21 protein-coding genes are annotated in these 24,429 nt (G+C 59.8%); 2 read left to right on the forward strand and 19 right to left on the reverse strand.

Annotated elements, in window-relative coordinates; all coding sequences use genetic code 11:
- Positions 1-24 precede the first annotated feature (24 nt).
- The 5 genes from BK659_RS26505 to ppc all read right to left on the reverse strand — a co-directional run bounded on the left by BK659_RS26505 (position 25) and on the right by ppc (position 5,761).
- The gene (locus BK659_RS26505; RefSeq protein WP_123428557.1) at positions 25-885 is read right to left on the reverse strand and encodes a DUF72 domain-containing protein; all 861 of its coding nucleotides are present in this window, start codon (positions 883-885) and stop codon (positions 25-27) included.
- Positions 885-1,193, reverse strand: coding sequence for a hypothetical protein (locus tag BK659_RS26510; RefSeq protein ID WP_123428559.1), 309 nt, complete (start codon positions 1,191-1,193; stop codon positions 885-887). The genes BK659_RS26505 and BK659_RS26510 overlap by 1 nt, the downstream gene beginning before the upstream one ends.
- Positions 1,194-1,425: 232 nt before the next feature.
- Positions 1,426-2,100: a tRNA (adenosine(37)-N6)-threonylcarbamoyltransferase complex dimerization subunit type 1 TsaB gene (tsaB, locus tag BK659_RS26515; RefSeq protein WP_123428562.1), complete on the reverse strand. Its 675-nt coding sequence runs from the start codon at positions 2,098-2,100 to the stop codon at positions 1,426-1,428.
- A gap of 93 nt (positions 2,101-2,193) precedes the next feature.
- Positions 2,194-2,841, reverse strand: coding sequence for an adenylate kinase (gene adk / locus BK659_RS26520; RefSeq protein WP_123428563.1), 648 nt, complete (start codon positions 2,839-2,841; stop codon positions 2,194-2,196).
- A gap of 289 nt (positions 2,842-3,130) precedes the next feature.
- Entirely contained in the window at positions 3,131-5,761 is a 2,631-nt protein-coding gene (ppc, locus tag BK659_RS26525) for a phosphoenolpyruvate carboxylase (protein WP_123428565.1), read from the reverse strand.
- A gap of 194 nt (positions 5,762-5,955) precedes the next feature.
- Between ppc and BK659_RS26530 the strand changes: the two genes are divergently transcribed.
- Entirely contained in the window at positions 5,956-6,300 is a 345-nt protein-coding gene (locus tag BK659_RS26530) for a pilin assembly protein (protein ID WP_123428567.1), read from the forward strand.
- A 206-nt stretch (positions 6,301-6,506) separates the two neighbouring features.
- Here BK659_RS26530 and BK659_RS26535 read toward each other — a convergent pair whose 3' ends face one another.
- The 14 genes from BK659_RS26535 to BK659_RS26600 form a co-directional block, all read right to left on the reverse strand.
- Positions 6,507-6,833, reverse strand: coding sequence for a PA3694 family proteiin (locus BK659_RS26535; RefSeq protein ID WP_123428569.1), 327 nt, complete (start codon positions 6,831-6,833; stop codon positions 6,507-6,509).
- The gene (locus tag BK659_RS26540) at positions 6,830-7,744 is read right to left on the reverse strand and encodes an alpha/beta hydrolase (protein WP_123428571.1); all 915 of its coding nucleotides are present in this window, start codon (positions 7,742-7,744) and stop codon (positions 6,830-6,832) included. The genes BK659_RS26535 and BK659_RS26540 overlap by 4 nt, the downstream gene beginning before the upstream one ends.
- A gap of 147 nt (positions 7,745-7,891) precedes the next feature.
- The gene (locus BK659_RS26545) at positions 7,892-9,169 is read right to left on the reverse strand and encodes a flavohemoglobin expression-modulating QEGLA motif protein (RefSeq protein WP_123428573.1); all 1,278 of its coding nucleotides are present in this window, start codon (positions 9,167-9,169) and stop codon (positions 7,892-7,894) included.
- A 198-nt stretch (positions 9,170-9,367) separates the two neighbouring features.
- Positions 9,368-10,084, reverse strand: a complete 717-nt coding sequence (locus tag BK659_RS26550) for a TetR/AcrR family transcriptional regulator (RefSeq protein ID WP_185015476.1) — start codon at positions 10,082-10,084, stop codon at positions 9,368-9,370.
- 102 nt (positions 10,085-10,186) lie between these two features.
- Positions 10,187-11,689, reverse strand: a complete 1,503-nt coding sequence (lysS, locus tag BK659_RS26555; RefSeq protein WP_123428577.1) for a lysine--tRNA ligase — start codon at positions 11,687-11,689, stop codon at positions 10,187-10,189.
- A gap of 71 nt (positions 11,690-11,760) precedes the next feature.
- Positions 11,761-12,856, reverse strand: a protein-coding gene (gene prfB / locus BK659_RS26560; protein WP_123428579.1) for a peptide chain release factor 2 whose coding sequence is annotated in 2 segments (ribosomal slippage) — positions 11,761-12,783 and positions 12,785-12,856 — 1,095 coding nt in all. Because the reading frame shifts where the segments join, the coding sequence is not laid out codon by codon here.
- Positions 12,857-13,161: 305 nt separating this feature from the next.
- Positions 13,162-14,163, reverse strand: a complete 1,002-nt coding sequence (locus BK659_RS26565; RefSeq protein ID WP_123428581.1) for a response regulator — start codon at positions 14,161-14,163, stop codon at positions 13,162-13,164.
- A gap of 42 nt (positions 14,164-14,205) precedes the next feature.
- Positions 14,206-15,216 (reverse strand): chemotaxis response regulator protein-glutamate methylesterase, encoded by a 1,011-nt coding sequence (cheB, locus tag BK659_RS26570; RefSeq protein WP_123428583.1) that lies wholly within the window; start codon positions 15,214-15,216, stop codon positions 14,206-14,208.
- Positions 15,213-17,531, reverse strand: coding sequence for a hybrid sensor histidine kinase/response regulator (locus BK659_RS26575; protein ID WP_123428585.1), 2,319 nt, complete (start codon positions 17,529-17,531; stop codon positions 15,213-15,215). The genes cheB and BK659_RS26575 overlap by 4 nt, the downstream gene beginning before the upstream one ends.
- Positions 17,528-18,211, reverse strand: coding sequence for a chemotaxis protein CheW (locus tag BK659_RS26580; protein ID WP_123428587.1), 684 nt, complete (start codon positions 18,209-18,211; stop codon positions 17,528-17,530). The genes BK659_RS26575 and BK659_RS26580 overlap by 4 nt, the downstream gene beginning before the upstream one ends.
- Complete coding sequence (locus BK659_RS26585) at positions 18,208-19,482, reverse strand: CheR family methyltransferase (RefSeq protein ID WP_123428589.1); 1,275 nt, start codon at positions 19,480-19,482, stop codon at positions 18,208-18,210. Before BK659_RS26585 ends, BK659_RS26580 begins: the two co-directional genes overlap by 4 nt.
- Positions 19,479-20,015: a chemotaxis protein CheW gene (locus BK659_RS26590; protein WP_123428591.1), complete on the reverse strand. Its 537-nt coding sequence runs from the start codon at positions 20,013-20,015 to the stop codon at positions 19,479-19,481. Before BK659_RS26590 ends, BK659_RS26585 begins: the two co-directional genes overlap by 4 nt.
- On the reverse strand, positions 20,015-21,577 hold the full coding sequence (locus tag BK659_RS26595) for a methyl-accepting chemotaxis protein (protein ID WP_404942550.1): 1,563 nt from the start codon (positions 21,575-21,577) through the stop codon (positions 20,015-20,017). Before BK659_RS26595 ends, BK659_RS26590 begins: the two co-directional genes overlap by 1 nt.
- Before the next feature lie 486 nt (positions 21,578-22,063).
- Positions 22,064-22,429, reverse strand: a complete 366-nt coding sequence (locus BK659_RS26600) for a DUF6124 family protein (RefSeq protein WP_123428595.1) — start codon at positions 22,427-22,429, stop codon at positions 22,064-22,066.
- Positions 22,430-23,104: 675 nt separating this feature from the next.
- Here BK659_RS26600 and BK659_RS26605 point away from each other — a divergent pair.
- Positions 23,105-24,385, forward strand: coding sequence for a glycoside hydrolase family 68 protein (locus BK659_RS26605; protein ID WP_123428597.1), 1,281 nt, complete (start codon positions 23,105-23,107; stop codon positions 24,383-24,385).
- Positions 24,386-24,429 lie beyond the last annotated feature (44 nt).

Here is a 24,429-nt window from a genome sequence, read left to right on the forward strand (position 1 = left end):
CCTGTAGAAGGGAAAAACCCGTCGTCAGAGCAAACCAAGCTGCTCGGCGGCGGGCTCTCTGTATAGCTCAGGCAGGGCCGGCAAGCCAGGCAAACGCATCATCAACCGAGTATGAAAGCGTTGCGCCAGGGCGGCGGCCAGCAGGTTGTCGGCGGTGTGCAGGAAGATGTATGGCGTGCGGCCCTCTTCGATCCATTGGGCGATTTTCTCGACCCACGGCGTCAGGAACGAATCGTTGGCTTCAAGCACCGGATGACCGATGAAACGCACCTGTGGGAACTGGGTGAACGCCGCCGGGCGCGGTGGCACCTTGGGCTTTTTCGCTTGCGCGTGAAGCACCGAGGGTTCGCTTGACGTGCAACTGAACAGCGCCCGCGGATCAAGGCAAATGCGCTCCACACCACGATCCAGCAACAGCCGATTGAGCCTGCGCTCGGCATCGCCTTTGGCGAAGAAATCCCGATGCCGCACTTCGACCGCCAACGGCCGCTGCAAGCCATCGATGAACCCGGCCAACTCGGCCAGCCGTTGCGGGGTAAACGCCGTCGACAGCTGCAGCCAGAGCGGTGACACCCGCTCACCGAGCGGGCTGAGCAGTTGCACGAAGGTTTCGGCGGCGCTCAGTTGCTCGCGCAGGTCACCGCCGTGGCTGATGTCGCCGGGAAATTTGGCGGTAAAGCGAAAGTGTTCGGGCATCGTCTGCGCCCAGCGCTCTACCGTCGCCGGTGCAGGGCGCGCGTAGAACGTGGTGTTGCCTTCAACGGCGTTGAACACCTGCGAGTACAGACCGAGAAATTCGTTGGGACGGGCGCTTTGCGGATACAGGTACTCGCGCCAGGCGTTTTCGCTCCAGGATGGGCAACCGAGGTAGTAAGGCAGCCGCATCAGATGTGCAGGTCGAGACCCAGCACTTCCATATCCCAATCGACGAAAGCTGCGGTGCTCAGGTAGCTGGCCAGGGCCATCGCCACGCTTTTGCTCATGGCGCGGTGATAGATCATGTCCTGCTGACGGGCGGGGAGATTACTCAGACGTTGCGCAGAAGCCTTGGCGGCGCGGGCAGCCAGTTGCTCTTCAGAAGGAATCTCCAGCTCGCCATCGATATCCTCGAGGGACTCGTCCACCGACACATTGCCTTTGCGAGGCTTGCGCTTGATGGGGTAGGACTGAGAGGAAAAACCGTCTATGCGCATACGTACAAGCTCGCTATCGATGATGGCAATTTAGCGGCACTTACCGGTGTGCGCAAACTCCCAAGTGATAACTAGAGCACAGAAACCGGAAAAGGTTTAAAAGCGCGGCGTAGAAACTGACGATTGGCAGCGTTACGCAGATCGCATTCGCGAGCAAGCTCGCTCCCACAGGTACAGTGGTGCTCTTGTGGGAGCGAGCTTGCTCGCGAATGGGACAACTCGGTATCGCAAATTACCGGGCCTTGGGGGTCGCCACTTTATCGCGCAGGTAAACCGGTTGCGCGTCGTCCGCCGGGATGCCTTCGCCGCGCTCCCAGGCGAAACGGGCCAGGGTCAGCAAGTCTTCGGCGTGAGGCAGCATGCCAGCGTCCTGGCCGGTCAGCTTGACCGCGATTCGCTCGCCATAGCCCCAACCGGTGCCCGCGCCGAACCAGTCGCCCGTGGCATCTGCCGGCAGTGCTGCAACTTCCGGCGGCAATACCGCTTCAGCCCCCACCAGACGCATTTCACCGGCCGTTTCGCGGTAGCAGCCCCAATAGACTTCATCCATCCGTGCATCGATGGCCGCCGCGACCTGGCGTGCACCGTGCTCACGCAGTGCGCGCTGCGCCAGCACCGCCAGGTTGGACACCGGCAACACCGGACGCTCCAGAGCAAACGCCAGGCCTTGAACCACGCCAATGGCTATTCGCACGCCAGTGAACGCACCCGGACCGCGACCAAAGGCAATCGCGTCGACCGCCTGCAAGGTAGTGCCCGCATCAGCCAGCAACTGCTGGATCATCGGCAACAACTTCTGCGCATGCAGGCGCGGGATCACCTCGTAATGGCTCGTGACCTTGCCGTCATGCAGCAAGGCAACGGAGCAAGCTTCAGTCGCGGTGTCCAGGGCCAGCAAGGTGCTCATCGATGTTTCCGTCAGAGAGGTAGAAAAAAGTGCGCCAGTATAAACAACAACGGCCCGCAAGCGGGCCGTTGAAGGTAAAGCAAATCAGCTTTCTCAGCTCAGCGCTTCAAGCACTTTGCCGGTGATCGCTTCAACCGAGCCAACGCCCGCGATGTGGCTGTACTTCGGCTTGCCATGAGCTGCCGACAGCTGCTGGTAGAAATCCACCAGCGGCTTGGTCTGGGAATGGTAGACCGACAGACGATGACGCACGGTTTCTTCGGTGTCGTCTTTACGCTGCACCAGCGCTTCGCCAGTGATGTCGTCCTTGCCCGCGAGTTTCGGCGGATTGTAGACGGTGTGGTAAACGCGGCCGCTGGCTTCGTGTACACGACGACCGGCGATACGCTGAACGATTTCTTCGTCATCGACGGCGATTTCAACCACGTGATCCAGTTCTACACCAGCATCAACCAAGGCTTCAGCCTGAGGAATGGTGCGCGGGAAACCGTCGAACAGGAAACCATTGGCGCAATCAGGCTGGGCGATACGGTCCTTGACCAACGCGATGATCAGGTCATCGGAAACCAGGCCGCCCGCATCCATGATGCCCTTGGCTTTAATGCCCAGTTCGGTGCCAGCCTTGACCGCAGCACGCAGCATGTCGCCGGTGGAGATCTGTGGAATAGCAAATTTTTCAGTGATGAACTTAGCCTGAGTACCTTTACCGGCCCCGGGAGCTCCCAGCAGAATGACGCGCATCGATGTGCTCCTCAATTTTTTATTAATAAACGATCGGATTCGCCGCATGGGGCCAATCTTGAAAATAGGGTCGTGGGCCGCCCAAACGGCCAAAGGCTGATCAAGATACACAGCAGGCCCGGACCACACAAGCCGCCGAAAGTCGGAGGAACCCGCGCCTGTTACGCCCTGGCGACGAGGTGATCCAAGTCGCAACCCCATAACAAAGTGTCGCCTGACAACCGCGACCGGCCTCGGCGGACCGGTCGCTTGTCGCAGTAAAGCTGCCTGCGACACCCCGCAAAAGACCTTAGCCGGTATTTCGCAAGCCGGCGGCAATCCCCGCCACAGACACCAGCAACGCCTGTTCCACCGGGCTGCCCTGCGCCACTTCCGGCTGCCGCGAGCGGGCCAACAGTTCAGCCTGCAATAGATGTAGCGGGTCGAGGTAGGTGTTGCGCAAACGGATGAATTCCAGGGTATCAGGGCTATGGGCCAGCAGCTGCGACTGACCAGTCAGGCCCAGGACCACGGAACACGCCTGCGACAATAGGTCGCGTAAATGCACACCCAAAGGTAACAAATCAGGCGTAACCAATCGCTCATCGTAGGACTGGGCGATGTCCGCGTCGGCCTTGGCCAGCACCATCTCCAGCATATCGATGCGTGTGCGGAAGAACGGCCATTGCTCACGCATCTGCGCCAGCAACTCGCCCTCGCCGCGCGCCAGTGCCTTGGTCAGCGCCGCTTCCCAACCAAGCCAGGCCGGCAGCATCAAACGGGTCTGGGTCCAGCCAAAGATCCATGGAATCGCCCGCAGGCTTTCGATCCCGCCAGCACGACGCTTGGCCGGACGGCTGCCGAGCGGTAGACGCCCCAGTTCCTGCTCGGGCGTGGATTGACGGAAGTACTCGACGAACTGCGGATTTTCCCGCACCACCGCGCGATAAGCGCTGACGCCATCGGCCGCCAATTCATCCATCAAGCCGCGCCACGCGGGTTCCGGCGGCGGAGGCGGCAATAACGTGGCTTCCAGCACGGCGGCCAGGTACAGGTTGAGGTTTTGCTCGGCGATGTCTGGCAGACCGAATTTGAAACGAATCATTTCCCCCTGCTCGGTGGTGCGGAATCGCCCGGCCACCGAACCCGGCGGCTGCGACAGAATCGCCGCGTGCGCCGGACCACCACCACGGCCCACGGTGCCACCGCGACCGTGGAACAACAGCAGCTCCACTTGTTGCTCGCGGCAGATATCCACCAAGCGCTCCTGCGCCCGATACTGAGCCCAGGCTGCCGCCGTGGTGCCGGCATCCTTGGCCGAGTCGGAATAGCCGATCATCACTTCCTGCGGGCCCTGCAAACGCGAGCGATAGCCCGGCAGCAGCAACAGCTTCTCGATCACCGGGCCAGCGTTGTCCAGGTCGGCAAGGGTTTCGAACAGCGGCACTACGCGCATTGGCCGCAGCACGCCGGCTTCTTTAAGCAGCAGCTGCACGGCGAGCACGTCCGAAGCAGCGCCGGCCATGGAGATCACATAGGAACCCAACGACGCCGCCGGTGCCGCCGCGATTTCGCGACAGGTCGCCAGGACTTCGGCGGTATCGGCCGAGGGTTTGAAATACGCTGGCAAGAGTGGCCGACGATTGTTCAACTCGCCCATCAAGAAACGAATACGCGCTTCCTCGTCCCAGTCTTCGTAGCGACCAAGCCCCAGATAATCGGTGATCTCAGTCATCGCCGCCGCATGCCGTGACGAGTCCTGACGCACATCCAGCCGCACCAGGAACAGGCCGAAGGTCACCGCCCGACGCAGGCAATCCAGCAGCGGGCCGTCAGCGATCACGCCCATGCCGCATTCATGCAGCGACTGATAGCACAGCTCCAGTGGATCGAGCAGTTCGCGGTTGTTTTGCAGCACATCGGCCGATGCTGGCGTGGTTGCCGTCAAGGACGCCTGCGCCCAGTTGCGGGTCGCGCGCAGGCGTTCGCGCAGTTGCTTGAGCACCGCACGGTAAGGCTCGGCGCTATCCCCGGCCTTGGCCCGCAACTCGGTGCTGGCCTGCTGCATCGACAAATCGGCGGCCAACTGATCGACATCGCGCAGGTAAAGGTCAGCCGCCATCCAGCGCGCCAGCAGCAAGACTTCACGGGTCACCGCAGCGGTCACGTTCGGGTTGCCGTCACGGTCGCCGCCCATCCACGAGGCGAAGCGAATCGGCGCCGCTTCCAGTGGTAAATGCAGGCCGGTGGCAGCGTGCAGGGCCTGATCGGCCTTGCGCAGGTAGTTGGGAATCGCCTGCCACAGCGAATGCTCGATCACCGCAAAGCCCCATTTGGCTTCATCGACCGGGGTTGGCCGGGTGCGGCGAATTTCTTCGGTGTGCCAGGCTTCGGCGATCAGACGCTGCAAACGCTGCTGAATCTGCTCGCGTTCGGCAGTCGTCAGGTCACGGTGATCCTGCGCGGCCAGTTGCGCGGCAATCGCGTCGTATTTCTGGATCAAGGTTCGGCGTGCAACTTCAGTCGGGTGCGCCGTCAGCACCAACTCGATCTCCAGCCGCCCCAATTGCCGCGCCAGCGCGTCGCTGCCATGCCCTTCAGCAAGCAGACGAGCGAGTAGTTCGGGCAACACCCGCGCCTCGAATGGCGCCGGCTGGGACTCTTCGCGGCGGTGAATCAACTGATATTGCTCGGCGATGTTCGCCAGGTTCAGAAACTGGTTGAACGCCCGCGCCACCGGCAGCAGTTCGTCTTCGCTCAACTGATTGAGGCTGGCACGCAGTTCAGCGTCCGTCGAACCACGTCGGTCAGCCTTGGCACCTTTGCGGATCAACTCGATCTTGTCGAGAAAGCCATCCCCGTACTGTTCACGAATGGTGTTGCCCAACAACTCACCCAACAGGTGAACATCCTCGCGCAAGCGTGCATCGATATCAGTCATCAGCAGTTCTCCAGCGAATGGCAGTCGACTTCAAGAGTGCCGCCCGCAGCGGCTTCTTACAAGCAGTCGACGAATCGACTTTAAACCTTGAAGGTAAAGGCTAGTCTCAAAGGTAAGCCGTACAAAGGCCTGCCACCGGCCACGGCCGGACACTCATCACATCCTGCCACGAGCAGGTGCTTATTGAGGTCATTATGAAAATCCGTGAGCTAGCCCAACATTGGGAAGAAACCGCCAAAGGCCGTTTGACCAAGACCGGCTACACCATTCACCTGGACGTCGAAGCCGCGGCGCGGTTGGCGGCGATTACCGAGATGTACCCCAAACGCCACCCCGAAGAACTGCTGGGCGAACTGATCGGTGCGGCGCTGGAAGAGCTCGAAGCAAGCTTCCCTTACGTCAAGGGCCAGCACGTGGTTGCGACTGACGAGGAAGGTGACCCGCTCTACGAAGACGTCGGCCCGACACCGCGTTTTCTCGAATTGTCGCGGCGCCACTTGCACGATTTATCGGCTCAGAGCGGCAAGCAAAAACACTGAGACAGCCTGTAACGCAAAAGCCCCGTCTGATAAGGCGGGGCTTTTGCTTTTCTGAAAATCAACGGATCGCAGCCTTCGGCAGCTCCTACGGGAGATCGGCTTTTGCATTTTGAACATCAACGGATCGCAACGGGACTTGTGCAGGAGCTGCCGCAGGCTGCGATCCTTGGGGCCGGCATGATCAAAGATCACAGCCCCCGCAGTGTTTATTGTTCGAGCTGCGGCGTCTCTTGCCCCATGCAGCGCACGGCTTTTTTCTGAGCGTTGACCAGCACACCGGTCAGGCCTTTCTGTTCAGTGTCGAACAGCACCAGCACCCCATCTATGCATTGCGCGACTTGCGGGGCCGGGTCCAGAGAGACTTTGTAGTCTTCGCCCGGTACGGTCTTGAGCATGGTGAATTCGTTGAGCAGCAACGCATCTTCCGGTTTGGCGAAGTGCAGGTAGCCGTAGTACCACAGGCACGCGACAGTGCCGAGGATGCTGCAGATACCGGTGATGATCAGCGGGATGGCGTTACGTTCTTCACTCATTGCGGACTCTCTGGGGGTTCAACTTCTGAATTCGGGGGCGCAGGGTAATTGGGCGTTTCGCCCAAGCGGCGCAGACCGTTGAAGTGCTGCGGGTCTTCGAGAAAGCGCAGCATGACAGTGCGCCAGGTCGGGACGCCGAAGGTCTGCACGTGCCCGCCCCGGGTCAGTTGCAGGACCCGAGGCGGGGGCGCAGCTTGATACAGTCGGATGCCATTGGAAAGAGGCACGAGCGGATCGTCGATGCTGTGGTAGATCAATTTCGGCACGCCATTGAGCTGCGGCATCGCGTTGATCGCGCTGTCGGCGTCCGGCACCAGCCAGGACAGCGGCACCTGAAACGGCCAGGTCATCCACGACGTGCTCAGCGCAAACTGCCCGACATCCCGGTAACTGGCCGGCACGCCATCGAGGACCAGCGCCTTGAGCTGACGCTGACGCTCGGGGTGTTCAACCAGATAATGCACCGCCAGCGCACCGCCGAGGCTCTGGCCAAGGACGATCAGCGGTTTTCCCTGAACCTCGGGCGCCTGGTCCAGCCATTTGAATGCAGCGTCGATGTCTTGATAGATCGCCGGCAAGCTGGGTTTACCCTGCGACAGGCCATAACCGCGATAGTCCACCAGCAGCACCTGATAACCCTGCTTCGGCAGCCACCAGGTGGCGCCCAGATGCCCGGCGAGATTTCCGCCATTGCCGTGCAAATGCAACACCGTGCCCTTGACCGCCACGCCTTTTTTGGCCGGCAGCCACCAGGCGTTCAGTTTCAGGCCATCGGCGGTGGTCAGGGTGATGTCGCGGTACTCAAGCCCGGCTTTCTGCGGGGTAAACGGCAGACCGGGATCGGGGAAGAACAGCAAAGAGCTGCAACCGCCGAGGGTCAGGAGAAGGCAAAGAATGCCGAGGATTCTCATCCGTTGAAACCCCGCAAAAAAGGAGTTGAAACACACTACCTGTGGGAGCGAGCTTGCTCGCGATGGCGTTCTAACATTGAGCATTGATGTTGACTGTGACACCGCTATCGCGAGCAAGCTCGCTCCCACATTTGGACGGCGTGATCCTTACAAAATGTTCGAGTAATCCGCTTCGATCCGGTCCAGGCTCAGGTGGTTGAGGAAGTTGGAGAAACACATCCAGGCCGACAAGGCGTTCATGTCACGGAACTGGTCCGGCAGGTACTTGGGTGGTTCCACCAGACCTTCATCCACCAACTGGCGCAGGGTTCGCATGTCTTCCAGGGTGGTTTTGCCGCAAAACAGCAAAGGGATCTGCTCAAGCTTGCCTTTACGCACGGCCAACTGAATGTAGTTGTAAACCATGATAAAGCCCTTGAGGTAGGACAAGTCTTTGGTAAATGGCAGACCATTTGGCACCGAACCACGGAAAACCCGACTAGCGTTGCCATAACTTTCAGCCATCTCGAAGCCTTGCTCACGGAAAAACTCGAAGATCTGCAAGAAGTCCGCGCCCTCCTCGACCATGTGAATCGCACGGGTACGGTTGGTCAGTTTGCGCAAGCGACTCGGGTAAGAAGCGAAGGTGATGATTTCCATCAGGATCGCCAGGCCTTCCTGGGTCACGGTCGAGGACGGTGGACCTTTGGAGAGGAAGGTGCAGATCGGCTGGTTCAGACCGTTGAGGGTGGTGCCGACATGCACCAGTCCTTCATGGACTTCCAAAGCTCGCACATCACGCTCGTTGAACATCGCGTCAGCACGAATCTTGATGTAGTCGGCACCGGCCGCCGCATCCGCGACGATACCGTCGGACTCGAACACCCGAATGGTTTCCTCGGCTTCGCCAAAAACCTTGTTCAAGCGGGTTTGCAGCAGGTGCACCGCTTCCTTGGCCGTGAGAATCTTCGGCTCGTCCTTGAGGTCGCCCCGGCCATCGATGTTGTTCAGGTAGTCGGACATCATCAGGCCAAGGTCGGCCAGAGTCGGGTCGCCGGCGTGGAACGCATCGGAGGCTGCGCCGTAAAGCTCTTGCGAGATCAACCCGAAATCTTCGGTACCGCGTGCTTCAAGCATCCGCACCACCATGCGGTATTCCTTGCACATGCGCCGCATGATCTGACCGACCGGGTTGAACTGACCGAGCTGACGGGTGATGTCGCGCTCGATGTTCTGGAACTCCAGCTTCACTTTGCTGGAGTCGAAAGACAGTGGCCGATTGAGGTAATAGTCACGGTCCACCGCGGGCATTTCCTTGCCTTTGGCCTTGAGGAAACCCTTGCGGATGTTGTCATCCCACTTGACCGCATCGAGTACCCGAATCGGCGTTTGCGCCAGCACTATGCGATCGGACAAGGTGCGTATCGTCTGCTGGTATTCGTCCACCCGGAACTCCTGTTTAAAACCGTTGCGTGTTGCGTTTATTGGACAAGGCGATCACGACACGCCAGGACTTCATTCAACACTCCCTAAGCGCAGACGAGGGCCTTATGTGGGAGCGAGCTTGCTCGCGATAGCAATTGAACAGTCGACATTCATGTTGAATGTCGGACCGTCATCGCGAGCAAGCTCGCTCCCACAGGGTCAGACCGATGCCAGCACCAGGTGCATGTACCGGTTAAGAATACCGAGCATCTCTTCCTCGGCCTGCGGCTCTGCGTCGTTGAGCAGGCCCTGATATTCCATCCGGCCGACAATGGCCGTCAACACTTTGGCATCCTGCTGTGGCTCTAGGGAACCCAATACCTGGAAAAGCTGGCAGGTGCCCTGTAGGAGAATTTGCTGATGCGAGCGCACCAACAGTGCCAGACGCGGATTGAGCAAAGCTTCCTGGCGGAAGGCCTGCTCAGCCATCAAGTGCTCGCGGCGGTTGATCAGTTGCCGTTGGACATAGTCAGCCATCAGCCGCGCAATATCGTCAGCCAACTGTGAACGGGACTCGGGACTGCCATCGCCGCTAACCACCAATTCGCGCAACAGACCTTCATTGTTGGCCCACAACCTGGCCATGAAGGCGGCACTGCGCTCTACGTATTGAGCGAAGGTATCGGTGAGCAGGTCATCGATATCCTTGAAATAGTAAGTAGTCGCCGACAACGGCACGCCGGCTTCGGCGGCCACTGCACGGTGACGTACCGCACGGACACCGTCGCGTACGACGATGCGCATCGCAGCATCGAGAATGTCCTGTCGACGCTGCTCGCTGCCCTGTCGGCTGGCCTTTCGGCCTTGGTACTGAACACTTTCAGCGACCGCAGTGGCGATACCCGCTGCACCTTCTTGAGCCATTGCACGATTCACGACAGATATTCCTCTCTAACGTCAAAAGTAACCAATTGATACGTTTGTACCAGACAGGCAATAAAAAGCCGCCTGTTATAGGCGGCTTTTTAATTGAAACATTTACGCTTGCGGTCGCATGTGCGGGAACAGGATCACATCGCGGATCGACGGCGAGTTGGTCAGCAGCATCACCAGACGGTCGATACCGATACCTTCACCGGCGGTCGGCGGCATGCCGTATTCCAGTGCGCGAACGAAGTCAGCGTCGTAGTGCATGGCTTCGTCGTCGCCAGCGTCCTTGTCGGCCACCTGAGCCATGAAGCGCTCGGCCTGGTCTTCCGCGTCGTTCAACTCGGAGTAGGCGTTGGCGATTTCGCGGCCACCAATGAACAGCTCGAAACGGTCGGTGACGTTCGGGTTCTCGTCGTTACGACGGGCCAGCGGCGACACTTCGAACGGATACTGGGTAATGAAGTGCGGCTGTTCCAGCTTGTGCTCGACCAGTTCTTCGAAAATCATCACCTGCAGTTTGCCCAGACCTTCGAAGCCGAGCACCTTGGCGCCGGCCTTCTTGGCGATGGCACGAGCCTTGTCGATGTCCTGCAGGTCGGCAGCGGTCAGATCCGGGTTGTACTTGAGGATCGAGTCGAACACCGACAGGCGTACGAACGGCTCGCCGAAATGGAACACCTTGTCGCCGTACGGCACGTCGGTGCTGCCCAGAACCAGCTGCGCCAGTTCACGGAACAGTTCTTCGGTCAGGTCCATGTTGTCTTCGTAGTCGGCGTAAGCCTGGTAGAACTCCAACATGGTGAATTCAGGGTTGTGACGAGTCGAAACACCTTCGTTACGGAAGTTGCGGTTGATCTCGAAGACTTTCTCAAAACCGCCAACAACCAGCCGCTTGAGGTACAGCTCTGGCGCGATACGCAGGAACATTTCCATGTCCAGCGCATTGTGGTGAGTCTCGAACGGCTTGGCCGCTGCACCACCGGGAATGGTTTGCAGCATCGGCGTTTCGACTTCAAGGAAGTCACGCTTCATCAGGAAGCTGCGGATGTGTGCAATGACTTGCGAACGCACGCGGAACGTCTGACGCACGTCATCGTTGACGATCAGGTCAACGTAGCGCTGGCGGTAGCGCTGCTCGGTGTCAGACAGGCCGTGGTGCTTGTCCGGCAACGGGCGCAGCGATTTGGTCAGCAGACGCACGTCGGTCATTTCAACGTACAGGTCGCCCTTGCCGGAACGGGCCAGGGTACCAACGGCGGCAATGATGTCGCCCAGGTCCCAGGTTTTCACTGCGGCCAGGGTTTCTTCAGACAGGGTTTTACGGTTGACGTAAACCTGAATGCGCCCGGACATGTCCTGAATCACCATGAACGAACCACGGTTGAGCATGAGACGACCGGCAACCTTGACCGGGATCGCAGCGTCTGCCAGCTCTTCCTTGGTCTTGTCCGCGTACTGTTTCTGCAAATCTTCGCAGTAGGCGTCGCGGCGGAAGTCGTTGGGGAAGGCCTGGCCCTTGGCGCGCTCGGCAGCAAGCTTTTCCTTGCGCAGGGCGATCAGGGAGTTTTCTTCCTGTTGCAGGGCTTGCGGATCGAGTTCTAGGTCGCTCATGTCTTTAAATTTTCCATCACAGGTTCGTTGCCCCCGCCGATGACAGGGGACTTAAGGTCTAGACTGGCGGTTTACAGCCCTTGTTTCAGGCTCGCCACCAGGTATTCGTCGATATCGCCGTCGAGCACCTTGTCGCAGTCGCTGCGTTCGACGTTAGTACGCAAATCCTTGATTCGCGACTGGTCGAGCACATACGAGCGGATCTGGTGACCCCAGCCGATGTCCGACTTGGTGTCTTCCAGGGCTTGGGAGGCAGCGTTGCGTTTCTGCACTTCCTGCTCGTACAAGCGCGCCCGCAACATTTTCATCGCGGTGTCTTTGTTGGCGTGCTGGGAACGTTCGTTCTGGCAGCTGACCACAGTGTTGGTCGGTACGTGGGTGATACGTACGGCCGAGTCGGTGGTGTTTACGTGCTGACCACCGGCACCGGAGGAGCGGTAGGTGTCGATGCGCAGGTCCGACGGGTTGATGTCGATTTCGATGTTGTCATCGATTTCCGGCGACACGAACACGGCCGAGAACGAGGTGTGACGACGGTTACCGGAGTCGTACGGGCTCTTGCGCACCAGACGGTGCACGCCGATTTCGGTCCGCAGCCAGCCAAAAGCGTATTCGCCCTTGATGTGCAGGGTTGCGCCCTTGATCCCGGCGACTTCACCGGCAGAGAGTTCCATGATGGTCGCGTCGAAACCGCGTTTATCCGCCCAGCGCAAGTACATGCGCAGCAGGATGTTGGCCCAGTCCTGGGCTTCGGTACCGCCGGAGCCGGCCTGGATGTCCAGGTAGGCGTTGTTGGCGTCCATCTCGCCGCTGAACATACGGCGGAATTCGAGTTTTTCCAGGGACTCGCGCAGACGCTCGACTTCGGCAGCGACGTCATCGACGGCGGCCTGGTCTTCTTCCTCGGCGGACATCAGCAGCAGGTCCTTGGCGTCGGCAAGGCCGGTGTGCATCTGGTCGAGGGTTTCGACGATCTGCGCCAGCAGCGAGCGCTCGCGGCCCAGTTCCTGAGCGTACGACGGGTTGTTCCAGACATTCGGATCTTCAAGCTCGCGATTGACTTCAGTCAGACGCTCATGCTTTTGATCGTAGTCAAAGATACCCCCGAATAGTTTCGGAGCGCTCGGACAGGTCCTTGATACTGTTAAGGATCGGGTTGATTTCCATGGCGGGCAGCACTCGTTGGCGAACTTTTGAAAGCCGGCGAGTATAACGTAATCACGCTGTCACGGCAGCCCGCCTGGCGGCTTTAGGGCGAATGGTTTTTGGATGAAAGCATATGAGAGGCGGACTCTTGTAGCAGCTGCCGAGCCCGCGAGGCTGCGTTCGGTTGCGCAGCAGCCGTAAAATCAGACAACGCGTACGTCCAGGTAAATCGCGTGCACCAGATTTGCGAGGACTTCGTCCTCGAACGCAGCCTCGCAGGCTCGACAGCTGCTACGGGTGCCGCATTTCCATGTGCGGGCTGATCCTTACTCAATCCCCACCTGATTGCGCCCATTGTTCTTCGCCAGGTACAACCCCTTGTCCGCTGCCGAGATCAGTTGACGGTAATCACTGCCGGGCTGCGGGGTCATGGTCGAGAGGCCGATGCTGATCGTCAGGCTCGCACCTTCGGCCGGGAAAACATGCGCAATCTTCATCCCGGCTACGGTCTGGCGGAGCTTTTCCGCGACCAGACGCGCCCCGACCGGCGAAGTATTGGGCAACACCAGTACGAACTCCTCACCACCATAACGCGCCGGCAGATCGGAAGGCCGGCTGCTGGCATCGCGGATTGCCGTGGCGACTTTGCGCAGGGCTTCGTCGCCTTCCAGGTGGCCGAAGTTGTCGTTGTACAGCTTGAAGTGGTCGACATCGATCATCAACAGCGACAGTTGCGCCTGGTCACGCAAGGCCCGGCGCCATTCCAGCTCGAGGTATTCGTCGAAATGACGGCGGTTCGACAGGCCGGTCAGGCCATCGGAGTTCATCAACCGCTGGAGCACCAGGTTGGTGTCGAGCAACTGCTGCTGACTGACCCGCAACGCCCGGTAGGCCGCGTCGCGCTGGATCAGGGTGGTGTAGGAACGCGAGTGGTAGCGAATGCGCGCCACCAGTTCGATGTTGTCTGGCAGTTTGACCAGGTAATCGTTGGCACCCGCGGCAAACGCCGCACTCTTGATCAGCGGGTCTTCCTTGGTCGAGAGCACGATGATCGGAATGTTTTTGGTCGCCGGGTGGTTGCGGTATTCGCGCACCAGCGACAGGCCGTCCAGACCGGGCATGACCAGGTCCTGCAGAATCACCGTCGGCTTGATACGGATCGCCTGAGCAATGGCCTGGTGCGGATCGGCGCAGAAATGGAAGTCGATGTTCTCTTCGTTCGCCAGCCCGCGGCGCACGGCTTCGCCGATCATCGCCTGGTCGTCGACCAGCAGCACCATCGCGGCGTTTTCATCGGTTTTAAAGTCGTCGAGCTGTAAATCATCCATGTGCGGTCACCTGAGTCAGGCAATAACAGCGGCAATGATGAATCATTTTGCAAAGATCTCCAGCAATCGTGGCGCTATCTTGTCCAGCGGGCGAATTTCCACAGCAGCATCGATGGCGGCGGCTGCTTTAGGCATGCCATATACCGCACTGCTGCGCTGATCCTGAGCAATGGTCAGGTAACCCTGCTGGCGCATCAATTTAAGTCCCTGGGCGCCATCGCGCCCCATGCCGGTCAGCAGCACACCGACTGCGTCACCGTTCCAGTAACTGGCCACGCTTTCGAAAAACACGTCGATCGAGGGGCGGTAAATTTCGTTGACCGGCTCGGCGGTGTAGGCCAGCGTACCGTTCTTCAACAAACGGATATGGTGATTGGTGCCCGCCAGCAACACCGTCCCGCTTCGCGGCGGCTCGCCTTCCTGAGCCAGGCGCACATCCAGACCGCTGGCGCTGCTGAGCCATTCAGCCATACCGGCCGCGAATACCTGGTCAACGTGCTGAACCAGCACGATGGCCGGCGCAAAATCGCGCGGCAGGCCCTTGAGCAAGACTTCCAGCGCCGCCGGCCCACCGGCGGAAGAACCGATGGCCACCAGGCTCTGGCGCTGTCCGGAGCTGCGCGGATGGGTCGGCGCCGATCGCACGCGGTTACCGCGTTCGCCGATCAGCCAGCCGATATTCAGGATCTTGCGCAGCAGCGGCGCTGCGGCATCTTTCGGATCGCCCGCGCCGAGGGCCGGGGTATCGACCACATCCAGCGCGCCGTGGCCCATGGCCTCGAACACCCGGTGGACATTTTGCTGCCGATCCACCGTGACGATGACAATGGCGCACGGGGTCTCGGCCATGATCCGCCGGGTGGCTTCGACGCCATCCATGACCGGCATGATCAGGTCCATCAGGATCAGGTCCGGGGTGAACTCGGCGCAGCGTTGCACCGCCTCGGCACCGTTGCTGGCGACCCAGACCACCTCATGCGCCGGTTCGAACGCCAAGGCTCGACGCAGGGCCTCCACGGCCATGGGCATATCGTTGACGATAGCGATCTTCATGCACGCGCTCCTCCTATGAGCTCAACCACTGCATCGAGCAGCGCATCGTCATGAAAGCTGGCCTTGGCTAAATAGTAGTCGGCTCCAGCGTCCAGCCCACGACGACGGTCTTCTTCACGATCCTTGTAGGACACCACCATCACCGGCAGCGATTGCAGCCGATTGTCACGTCGCAACAACGAAACCAGCTCGATCCCGTCCATGCGCGGCATATCAATATCGGTAATCAGCAGATCGAAATCCTCGGCACGCAGCGCGTTCCAGCCATCCATGCCGTCCACCGCAACGGCCACGTCATAACCACGATTGAGCAGCAGCTTGCGTTGCAACTCACGAACCGTCAGTGAGTCATCGACCACCAGAATGCGTTTGCGCGCAACGATGGCGGTCTGCTGGCTGTGCCGGGCGATCCGCTCCAGGCGACCGGTATTGAGCAGTTTATCCACCGAGCGGAGCATGTCTTCGACGTCGACGATCAACACCACCGAACCGTCATCGAGCAAAGCCCCGGCGGAAATGTCCTGAATCTTGCCCAGGCGCTCATCCAGCGGCAGCACCACCAACGTGCGCTCGCCGATAAAGCGCTCGACGGCCACCCCGTACACCGCGTCGCGCTCACGGATGACCACGACTTTGAGTGTCGCCGGGCTGTTCTGACTCGCCGGGCGGTTCAGCAACTGGCTGGCCGCGACCAGGCCAACGTGTCGACCTTCGTGCCAGAAGTGCTGACGACCTTCCACCTGAACGATGTCGTCCGACGCCAAATCGCACATGCGCTCGATGTGCGCCAGTGGAAAGGCATACGCCTCCTCGCCCACTTCGACCACCAGACTGCGCACCACCGACAACGTCAGCGGCACCTCAAGATGGAAACGACTGCCCTCGCCAGCTTTCTGCTCCAGCACCACCGCACCGCGCAACTGGCGGACCATGTGCTGAACCGCATCCAGGCCGACACCACGCCCGGAGACTTCGGTGACCTTGTCGCGCAGACTGAAACCGGGCAGGAAGAGGAACGTCAGCAGCTCTTCTTCACTCAACTGCGCTGCGGTCTCGAGCGGTGACAATTGGCGCTCGACGATGCTCTGGCGAACCCGCTCCAGGTCCACGCCATTACCGTCATCGCTCAACTCCAGCACCAGCAGCCCGGCCTGGTGGGACGCGCGCAAGCGAATCAGCCCTTCGGCAGGCTTGCCGGCCAGCAGGCGTTGTTCAGGTGTTTCGATGCCGTGGTCCACGGCGTTACGCAGCAAATGGGTCAGCGGCGCTTCAAGCTTTTCCAGCACGTCGCGGTCGACCTGGGTCTTTTCGCCCTCGATCTCCAACCGCACCTGCTTACCCAGGCTACGGCCCAGATCGCGAACCATCCGCGCCTGCCCGGTCAGCACATCGGCAAACGGCCGCATGCGACAGGCCAATGCCGTGTCGTACAGAACCTGAGCACGCTGACTCGCCTGCCAGGCGAACTCATCAAGCTCAGCGGTTTTCTCCGCCAGCAATTGCTGGGACTCGGCCAACAACCGCCGTGCATCGCCAAGCGCCTCCTGGGCCTCAAGGCTCAGGGTTTGCTCTTTGAGGTGAACGTTGAGACTTTCCAGGGCGCGCAGGCTGTTGTTCTGCATCCGTTTGAGACGCAGCATCGTCGCCAGGTACGGTTTGAGGCGCTGGGTTTCCACCAGCGATTTACTCGACAGGTCGAGCAGGCTGTTCAAGCGCTCGGCGGTCACCCGCAACACCCGCTCGCCGCCCTCGGTGACGTGTTTGGCTTTGCGCGATGCCGCTACCGATGCTGCGAGCGACGACTCGAGTTCTGCCACAAGATCTGGCGATTCAATCAGCGGTGCCGGCCGCTCGAGTTGCAGCTCGGCCATCGGCGCTTCGGGCGGCAATGACGGCCGCGCTACAACGGGTGCTGCGACCGCCAGGGGATCCAGTAAATGCCCCATCAACGCCACATAGGCTTCGATGTCGCTCGGCCCGACATTAGCGCTGCCCGGCGTCGCGATGCGCATCAGCAAGTCGGTGCCTTGCAGCAGCGCATCAATGTGTTCCGGGCGCAGAAAGAGCCGGCCTTCCTGCGCACTGACCAGGCAGTCTTCCATCACATGGGAAACGCTGACCCCGGCATCCACGCCGACAATCCGCGCCGCGCCCTTGAGCGAATGCGCGGCGCGCATGCAGGCTTCCAGATGATCGGCCTGAGTCGGGTCACGTTCCAGCGCCAGCAACCCGGCGCTGAGCACCTGGGTCTGGGCCTCGGCTTCAAGACTGAAGAGCTCCAGCAGTGACGCGTCACGCATTTGATCAGGGGTCATGTCAGGCTCCGGGTCACGGCGGACAACAACTGCTCTTCATCCAGCCAGCGCAGGCTGCGACCTCTGAATTGCAACACGCCACGGGTGTATTTGGCGCTGGCCTGCTGGCCTGATTGAGACGCGGCGTCGAGGACTCGCTCATCAATGGCGTGAATCCCGTCCACCTCATCCACCGGCACCACGACCGGACCGCCGTGAGCGGCGATGATCAACATGCGCGGCATGATCCGCACACCCGAGGCGACACCTGTGGTCGCTTCCAACCCCAGCAACTCCACCAGCGACAGGCAGGCCACCAGCGCGCCGCGCACGTTCGCCACCCCCAGCAAGGCCCGTGAACGCTGATGCGGCAGCGAATGAATCGCCTGCATCGGCGCCACTTCCACCAGACTGCGGGTCGCCAGGGCGAGCCACTCTTCGCCGAGGCGAAACATCAACAACGAGCGCGTGAGCACATCCGTTTCAACGGCAATGGACGCTTGCGCACGGTCGTCCTGCTGCAAGGCATAACGATCCAGCAAGCGCGTCGCCGCCGCCGAATACACCGCGCAATTGCGGCAGTGAATGTGTTCGATCAGCAATGGGCAGGACTTGTCGCCGTGGATACCGATACGGTTCCAGCAGTCGTCGATGGCCTGGGCATCTTCATGGGTCACGTTCAACGAAACAGAACCGGTCATCGTTTACGCTCACTGTCAGCGGTGCGCTCACTGCGGGCGGCGCGTTCCTGTAATCGACGGGCGCCAGCCGTATCCCCCTGGGACGCCAGCAACACCGCCAGATGGATCAGCGCTTCGGGGTGCTGCGGTTGCAAATAAAGCGCCTTGCGATAAAAACCTTGAGCTTCCAGCACGCTGCCAGCGACATCGCTGAGCAGCCCCAGCCAGTAAAACACCTGCGCCACCGGCTCGTGGCCGCGCAGGTACTGCTCGCAGGCCGCTCGCGCTTCAACGCTCTTACCTTCGTTGGCCAGGGTTGCAATGCTCGCCAGCAGAGCGGCGGCATCAGTGTTCGACAGCGTCTCAACGCTCGGGCGCGGCGCGGGTGCAACGGCGGCAAAAGGTCGGTTGCGTACCGGCGGCGAAACGCTGCGCATCGGCAAACTCACCGGCAACGGTGGTGCAATGAACACCGGCAGCGGTTCGGGTTCAGGCTCGCTGTGACGGCTGAAGGCGAAGGATTGTGGAATACCGATCGAACGCATGCCCAGACGCCCCAGCAGACTGCCTTCGGCCGGGCCGATAAACAGCACGCCATCCACGTGAGTCAGGCGCTTGAGCACCTCAAAAACCTGCTTCTGAGTAGGCTGATCGAAATAGATCAGCAAGTTGCGACAAAACACGAAGTCATAGGGCGGTTCATTGGCCAGCAGGGCCGGATCCAGCAGATTGCCCACCTGCAAACGTACCTGTTCGCGCACCCGATCGCTGAGGCGATAGCCTTCGTCTTCGGCGCTGAAGTGCCGCTCGCGGAAATCGGTGAGTTGTCCTCGAAAGGAGTTCTTGCCGTACAGCGCACGCTTGGCCCGCTCGACCGACAGCGGGCTGACGTCCAACCCTTCGACCTTGAACTGGTGCGGCGCCAGCCCGGCATCGAACAACGCCATGGCAATCGAATACGGCTCCTCGCCGGTGGAGCACGGCAGGCTGAGAATCCGCAGCGCACGCATGCCCTTGATCTCGGCCAGACGCTTGAACGCCAGCTTGGCCAAAGTAGCAAAGGATTCCGGGTAACGAAAAAACCAGGTTTCCGGGACGATCACTGCTTCGATCAGCGCTTGCTGTTCGTCTCGCGAGCCTTGCAGGCGCTGCCAGTACTCATCCGACGTTTCCACCTGCTGCGCCGCCGTGCGCTGACGCACCGCGCGCTCGATGATCGCCGGGCCGACGGAGCTCACGTCGAGGCCGATGCGTTCTTTGAGGAAGTCGAAAAAACGCTGGTCATTGCTCATGGGCGCTCCTCAAGCGACGCCAGGTCCAGCGGTGGCGACGGGAACAGCAACGCGCGCACCTGAGCATCCAGCAAGTCCGCGACGCGCACCCATTGCAACAGTCCTTGCGCGTCTTCACGCACCGGCCCTAGATACGGCGCCTGACGGTTATCCAGGCCATAGGGCTGGAAGTCCGCCGGATTGCAACGCAGGGTGTCGGTGGCTTGCTCAAGAATCAGCCCGAGCAATTGCGCAGGCATTGCGCCATCCGGCTGATAGTGCACCAACACCAATCGAGTGCTGGTACGCGCCTTGGCCGGCTGACCGAACGCCAGGTCGCCGACATCGATCACCGGCACCACCGCGCCACGGTAGGCAAACACCCCCGCGACCCAGGACGGTGCCCTGGCAATCGGTTTGAGCGGCAGGCGCGGCAGCACCTCAACCACTTCAATGGCTTGCAGCGCATAGCGCTCGTCGCCAATGCGAAATACCAGAAACAACGACTGTTTCGGTGCCATGCCCGCACTGCGTTTCGCCACCAGTTCGCTCATCAGACTTTGAATCGCGAGACGCCGCTGCGCAGCCCTACGGCCACCGAACTCAGCTCGTCGATGGCAAAACTGGCCTGACGCAGGGACTCGACGGTCTGGCTGCTGGCGTCGCCCAACTGCACCAGTGCATGGTTGATCTGTTCAGCGCCCGTGGCCTGGGCCTGCATACCCTCATTGACCATCAACACCCGCGGCGCCAGCGCCTGAACCTGATGGATGATCTGCGACAGCTGCTCACCGACCTGCTGCACTTCGAACATGCCACGGCGTACTTCTTCAGAGAATTTGTCCATGCCCATCACACCGGCCGACACCGCCGACTGGATCTCGCGAACCATCTGCTCGATGTCATAGGTGGCGACAGCGGTCTGGTCCGCCAGACGTCGCACTTCGGTAGCGACCACGGCAAAACCACGACCGTATTCGCCGGCCTTTTCAGCCTCGATGGCGGCGTTCAGCGACAGCAGGTTGGTCTGATCGGCGACCTTGACGATGGTCACCACCACCTGATTGATGTTGCCGGCCTTCTCGTTGAGGATCGCCAGTTTGGCGTTGACCAGATCAGCCGCGCCCATTACCGAGTGCATGGTCTCTTCCATCCGCGCCAGCCCTTGCTGTCCGGAACCGGCCGCCACCGAAGCCTGATCGGCGGCGGTGGAGACTTCAGTCATGGTGCGCACCAGGTCCCGCGAGGTCGCGGCGATTTCGCGCGAAGTGGCGCCGATTTCGGTGGTGGTGGCCGCGGTTTCCGTGGCGGTCGCCTGTTGCTGTTTGGAGGTGGCGGCGATTTCGGTCACCGAGGTGGTGACCTGTACCGAGGAACGTTGAGCCTGGGACACCAGCGAAGTCAGCTCGGTCATCATGTCGTTGAAGCCGGTTTCCACCGCGCCGAATTCGTCTTTGCGATCGAGGTTCAGACGGCTGCTGAGATCGCCGGTGCGCATGATGTCGAGGATCTGCACGATGCGATTCATCGGCGCCATGATCGCGCGCATCAGCAGCAGGCCACAGAGGCCGGCGGCGAGAATCGCGACCAGCAAAGAGAGGCCCATGCTGATTTTTGCCGCAGTGACCGCATTGCGGATTGCCTCAGTGGCGGCATTGGATTGATCACGATTGGCGTCAATCACAATATTCAATTGCTTGCGGCCATCGACCCACGCAGGTGTCAATTCCTGCTCCAGCGCTATGCGGGCCTGTTCGTATTGTTTGTGCTGATACAGATCGACGACTTTATTCAGCACCTTATTGAACGCTTGATGACGAACCTCGAACGCGTCGAAATCGACCTGATCCGCGGAGGTGAAGATGGTTTTCCGATAGTTGTCCATCTGCTCTTCGATACGCGCTTCGTAGCTCTTGTACAGCTCCAGGTCAGCGGTGGTCAGGTCGCGATGTTCAGAAAGGCCAACGATCCGCTGGGTCAGGACGTAACCGTCGACCCAGGCGCTGCGAATCATCGAACTGTAATACACCCCCGGAACGGCATCCTTCTGGACCGTTTCCTCACTGGACTCAATCTTCAGCAGACTGGAGAACGAGACCATGACCATCAGCAGCATGATGGCAATAATTACCGCAAAGCTCGCCAAAATGCGTTGGCGCAACGTCCAGTTCTTCACAGTCAGTCCTCGGGGCGGTTCAAATGGAGGGGAGTATAGCCGAGGGCACACCGCGTTTTATAAGCGGTTGCGCACTGCGTCTCATCCTGAGTGAAAAGCGTGTATCCGCTTTGGGACGGCTACTTTCAGTCAGACGAGCCAAGTACTGCCAGTGCTATTTGTGCAGATACAGGCGACGGTTTGGCCATTGAATGATGCAGCAGGATTGCTCCCGTAGCAGCTCAACGTTGAAATACGGTGCAGGACTACTCCCGTAGCAGCTGTCGAGCCCGCGAGGCTGCGTTCGAGGACGCAGTCCTCGCCAGCCCTGTATACGCGGTTCATCTGAAAGAACGTGTTGCCTGATTTTACGACTGCTTCGCAGCCGAACGCAGCCTCGCGGGCTCGACAGCTGCTACGCGTACGTGGGAGCCGCGCTCCTATCCGTTATTCCGGTGGATCAAGGTGATCCAGCGCCCGATTCACCGCCAACTCGGCCAACGAAATCATCTGCTGAATCGCCAGCGCGGTATTGCGCTTGGGGCCGTCGAGGTCGAACGCCAGATCGCTGGCCATGACATTCGCCGAGGCGAGGGTTTCGCAGGCGTGGGCCAATAGGGTTTCAGAGTCGACGTCGGGGGCGATGACGAAAATGCAGCCGGGACGTCGGTCGGCTAACAATGCCTTGGTTTCGGGCAGCACCAGGTAGTGATCGAGTGCGCGGTGCGCGGCGGCGTGGAGTTCTTTTGAGTCGAGGGAGGCATAGGGGGAAACCGGATCGGTTTCCGGCGGATTTGGAGTTGGTTTGAACATGGTGAAGCTCCTTTTGCGTTGAGGAGCTGCCGTTTTCGTTTCCAGGCGAAAGGGTGGCAGCTGTACGCGGGCTGGAAAACCGAGGCAAAAGGTACCCGGCAGACCCGAAGGTCTCCCACGCACAGCCGCCATAACGCAGAACTGCGAGCACAAAAAAAGCGCCGCAGTATGTCATGTGGCGCGCTGTTGCGCCTTTTTGCTCACGGGTTTCCAGGCCCGGCCGCTGAATAAGCAGCGACCCGGAAACAATAGAGCCGGGCAACAAAGCGTACAAGCCGGGGAGTTCTGGTGGAGTTGTAGGCAGCGACGCAAGGCAACGTAGCCTCGGACCGAGGCTTTGGGGAAAGAATAAACAGATCAGAAATTGCGCACTGGTTTGTGGTGAGCGGAGCGTGCCCTCCGTTGGGCTGCGTAACGGTCCAAAAAGATCTTTTCACTTCAAAACCACATCATGCCCCACAGCGGACGACCAGAGGCTTACCGAGAGGCAGGCCTTTTTTGTGCAAAAAATAACCTGATGAAACGTATCAGCCAGCAACAAAAAACCCATAAATTAAAAAAAATGGAATTTTCCCTTGATCTTGAAAATTCACTGACTTACAGTGAAATCACTGTATGGATATACAGTCATTAACGAAGATTCATTTAAATATATTCATGGATGAGGTACTCCCTATGAAAAGCAACACTGAAAAACTTGGTCAGCTTCCCCACCAGCCCAGCCTGTGGACCCGCGCCGACGCGCTGAAAGTTCACGCGGATGATCCGACCACTACCCAGCCTCTGGTCAGTGCGGATTTCCCGGTATTGAGCAACGAGGTGTTCATCTGGGACACCATGCCGCTGCGCGATATGGACGGTAACGTGGCTTCCGTCGATGGCTGGTCGGTCATCTTCACGTTGACGGCGGATCGCCATCCGAATGATCCGGAGTACATCGACGAGAACGGTAATTACGACATCACCCGAGACTGGAACGATCGCCACGGTCGGGCAAAGATGTACTACTGGTTTTCCCGCACCGGTAAAGACTGGCAGTTTGGTGGTCGCGTGATGGCGCAAGGTGTGTCTCCAACCACGCGTGAATGGGCTGGCTCCCCGATTCTGTTGAACGACCAGGGCGATGTGGATTTGTATTACACCGCCGTCACGCCGGGCGCCACGATCGTCAAGGTGCGTGGCCGCGTGGTGACGACTGAACATGGCGTCAGCATGGTAGGCTTCAAAAAGGTTACGTCGCTGTTTGAAGCTGACGGCGAGATCTATCAGACCGAAGCGCAGAATCCGTACTGGGGCTTCCGTGATCCATGGCCGTTCCGCGATCCGAAAGACGGCAAGTTGTACATGCTGTTTGAGGGCAACGTGGCCGGTGAGCGTGGTTCGCACAAGGTCGGCGAAGCTGAAATCGGCGACGTACCGCCGGGCTATGAAGATGTCGGTAACTCGCGCTTCCAAACCGCCTGTGTCGGTATCGCCGTAGCGAATGACGAAGATGGCGACGACTGGGAAATGTTGCCGCCACTGCTGACTGCAGTAGGCGTCAATGACCAGACCGAACGTCCACACTTCCTGTTTCAGGACGGTAAATACTATTTGTTCACCATCAGCCATAAATTCACTTATGCCGACGGTGTGACCGGTCCGGACGGGGTGTACGGTTTCGTGGCGGATTCGCTCTTCGGCCCTTACGTACCACTGAACGGTTCCGGTCTGGTGCTGGGCAACCCCTCTTCCCAGCCATTTCAAACCTATTCACATTACGTGATGCCTAACGGCCTGGTGACTTCGTTCATCGACACCGTACCCACAAAGGAAAGCAACACCGGAATGCAGTTCCGGGTCGGCGGCACTGAAGCGCCGACAGTGGGCATCAAGGTGAAAGGGCAGCAGACTTTCGTGGTGGCCGAATATGACTATGGTTACATTCCCCCGATGATTGATGTAACGCTGAAATAGTATCGAAGCTACACAGGGCCTTCAGGCACCGGGTTTGAATTCGA

It is taken from the genome of Pseudomonas brassicacearum (genome assembly GCF_003732225.1).
Lineage (GTDB): Bacteria > Pseudomonadota > Gammaproteobacteria > Pseudomonadales > Pseudomonadaceae > Aquipseudomonas > Aquipseudomonas brassicacearum_E.